Annotated in this window: 2 protein-coding genes; both read left to right on the forward strand. The window is 73.7% G+C overall.

Annotated features, from left to right (window positions below):
• Nucleotides 1-859: FAD-dependent oxidoreductase (locus DSY14_RS27615; RefSeq protein WP_211719534.1), on the forward strand; the 859-nt coding region annotated here is incomplete at its 5' end.
• 39 nt (nt 860-898) lie between these two features.
• Nucleotides 899-1,660: a vancomycin high temperature exclusion protein gene (locus tag DSY14_RS27620; RefSeq protein WP_374224068.1), complete on the forward strand. Its 762-nt coding sequence runs from the start codon at nt 899-901 to the stop codon at nt 1,658-1,660.
• The last annotated feature ends 513 nt before the right edge of the window (nt 1,661-2,173 follow it).

The following is a 2,173-nucleotide window of genomic DNA, read 5'->3' on the forward strand; positions in this document are numbered from 1 at the left end:
GGCGTGGACCGAGTGGTCGGCGGGCATGCCGGTCGAACTGGGCGCCTCGTGGATCCACGGGCACAAGGGCAACCCCGTCACCCGACTGCTCAGGGCCACCGGTGGGCGGCGCCTCGCGTTCGACTACGAGAACGTCGCCGGCGCGGACGCGACCGGTTACCGGGAACTGCGGAGGTGCGTGAAGGGCATGGCGCGGCACCCGGACCCCGACACCACACCGATCTCCGCGCTCCTGCCCGCGGACCCCTCCCCGGCACTGCGGTACGCCGCCACCACCGTCTACGCCCAGGAGTACGGGTCCGAGCCCGGCGAACTGGCCCTCAGCGCCGATGAAGAGGGGGTCGGCGGGCGCGGCGGCGACCTGCTGTTGCCCGACGGCTACGACGCGCTGGTCGCCCGGGTGCGCGGCGACCTGCCGGTCCGCACGCGGGCGGTGGTCACCGTGGTGGAGCACGGCGACCACGGCACCGTCGCGCACCTGGCCGACGGCGGCTTTGCGCGGGCGGACCACTGTGCGATCACCCTCCCGATCGGTGTGCTCAAGGCCGGTTCCGTGGAGTTCCGACCGGCCCTGCCGGAGAGCAGGTCCGAGGCGATCGACGCCCTGGGGTCGGGGCTGCTCGACAAGCTGTGGCTCTGGTTTCCGCACGTGTTCTGGCCCGCCGACGTCGACGTTCTGGAGTGGTCCGATCCCCGCGATCCCGGGCTGTGGTCCTGGTGGGTCAACGGGTACAAGGCGTTCGGGCTGCCGGTGCTGGTGGGGTTCAACGGCGGTGACCACGCCCGTTCCCTGGCCGGAGCGTCGGACCAAGCGGTGGTGGCGAGTGCCATGGACGCGCTGCGCCGCATGCACACCTGAGGTCGGGAACCGGGCGGGGCGTCCGGTCGTCTCCAGGGTGTGACGACCTCCGAGAGCCCAGAGAGCCCAGAGACCTCCGAGACCGGGACCCCCGCGTCCACGGACGGCGGCCCGGTGAGCGACCGCCCGGCCCGACGACGCCGTGGTCGGGTCCTGGCCGCCCTGGCGGTGATGGTGCTGGGGTGCGCGCCGTTCGTGTGGCAGCTGATCGCGACCTCCGAGCACCGGTACGGGACCGAGGACGTGCCCGAGCGCGCGGTCGCCGTGGTGCTCGGCGCGGGCGTGCGACCCGACGGCCTGCCCAGCCACCTGCTGGCCCAGCGACTGGAACTGGCGGTGGAGCTGTACGAGGCGGAACGCGTCCGGGCGGTCCTGGTGACCGGGGACAACGGTGTGGAGCACTACAACGAGACCGACACCATGCGCGACTACCTGATCGACGCGGGGATCCCGGCGGACCGGATCGTCGGCGACCACGCCGGGTTCGACACCTGGGACTCGTGTGCGCGCGCCGCGGAGATCTTCGGGGTGGAGGAGGCGGTGGTCCTGAGCCAGGAGTTCCACGTGCCGCGGGCGATCAACCTGTGCCGGGCGGCGGGTATCGACGCCGTCGGCGTGGGCGACGACAGTATGAGCGAACGCGGCACGGCCACCGTGTACGGGTGGGTGCGCGAGGTCCCGGCGGCCCTGGCGGCGCTGGGCACCGTGGTACTGCGCCCGGATCCCAAGGTCCTGGGCGACTACGAGACCGGAGTGGACGAGGCCCTGGCCCAGGCCGCCGAGGAAGCGGCGACCTCCTGAGCGGGGCCCCGTCCGGGGTCGTTCCGGAGCCGATGGGGAGCGGGAGGCGGGATGCGGGCAGCCGGTACGCGTGAGACCCGACCCCGCGCCGTGGACACCGACGGTCGCCGCCCCCGCCACGCCGGACGGCGAGGGTGGCGACCGCCGGAGCCCGTGCGGCGATTCACCGGGGCCTTGGGGGCCGGACACCGAAGTTCCGCCGCGTGCACCCGGGGCGCACTCGCACGGGCCGCGTCGGGGCCTTGAGGAGCGGCCGGGCGGGCGCCGGTCGAGCGTGCACTTCTCGACCCCGGGCCGGGACCGAAGGCGGGATCGCGAAGAACGAGCCCTCCCACCCGGGGTCCCGAGGCTCCCGCCGTGCCGTCGGGCACCCGCGCACGGGCCTCGGCGCCGGCGGGGAGCCGGAGAACACGACCTAGCTGTACTGACCACGGAGGTTGGTAACACCCACCCCGCCCGACACACGACAAGAGGGCCTCCGGTATCGGTGTGGATTGCGACGTCCCACCGGCC

It is taken from the genome of Nocardiopsis sp. MG754419 (genome assembly GCF_018207095.1).
Classification (GTDB): domain Bacteria; phylum Actinomycetota; class Actinomycetes; order Streptosporangiales; family Streptosporangiaceae; genus Nocardiopsis.